Source organism: Gilvimarinus gilvus, from assembly GCF_030518155.1.
Taxonomy (GTDB): domain Bacteria; phylum Pseudomonadota; class Gammaproteobacteria; order Pseudomonadales; family Cellvibrionaceae; genus Gilvimarinus; species Gilvimarinus gilvus.
Map to the genome: position 1 here is coordinate 1 of NZ_JAULRU010000613.1, position 382 is coordinate 382.

A 382-nucleotide genomic window follows, 5' to 3' on the forward strand; every position below is an offset into this window, starting at 1 on the left:
ACTAAGGTCGGAGAAGTTAAAGAGATCACTTAGGTCGAGAAGGTCTTGTTGAAAAGCCATAAAAAAATCCGATTCCATGCCTGAAATCGGATTTTCTACTAGGCCACGCTGTACTTCAAATGCTTAAGTGAACAGCATTGCGGAAATACCGGCCCTTTTTGCTAAATGCTTAGCTTTGTCACGTTAGGCTTGCTGGGCCCGACGAGCCTCCAGGTCCGCTTCAATTTCGCTCATGCGTTTTGAGTTCAGCGGATAGAAAATCAGCAACAATACTGAAACAAATGCAAATGCCGCAGGTATCCAGCTCATTAGCATCACCATGCCTCCAGTAGTTTGCTTAATGGTTGAGGGGTCGGTTCCAACATATCCATACGCACCCAAA

At 45.5% G+C, this 382-nt stretch carries 1 pseudogene; it reads right to left on the reverse strand.

What is annotated here, in order from left to right:
- Positions 1-183: 183 nt before the first annotated feature.
- Positions 184-382, reverse strand: a pseudogene (locus QWI17_RS15170) (MFS transporter); the annotation flags it as partial.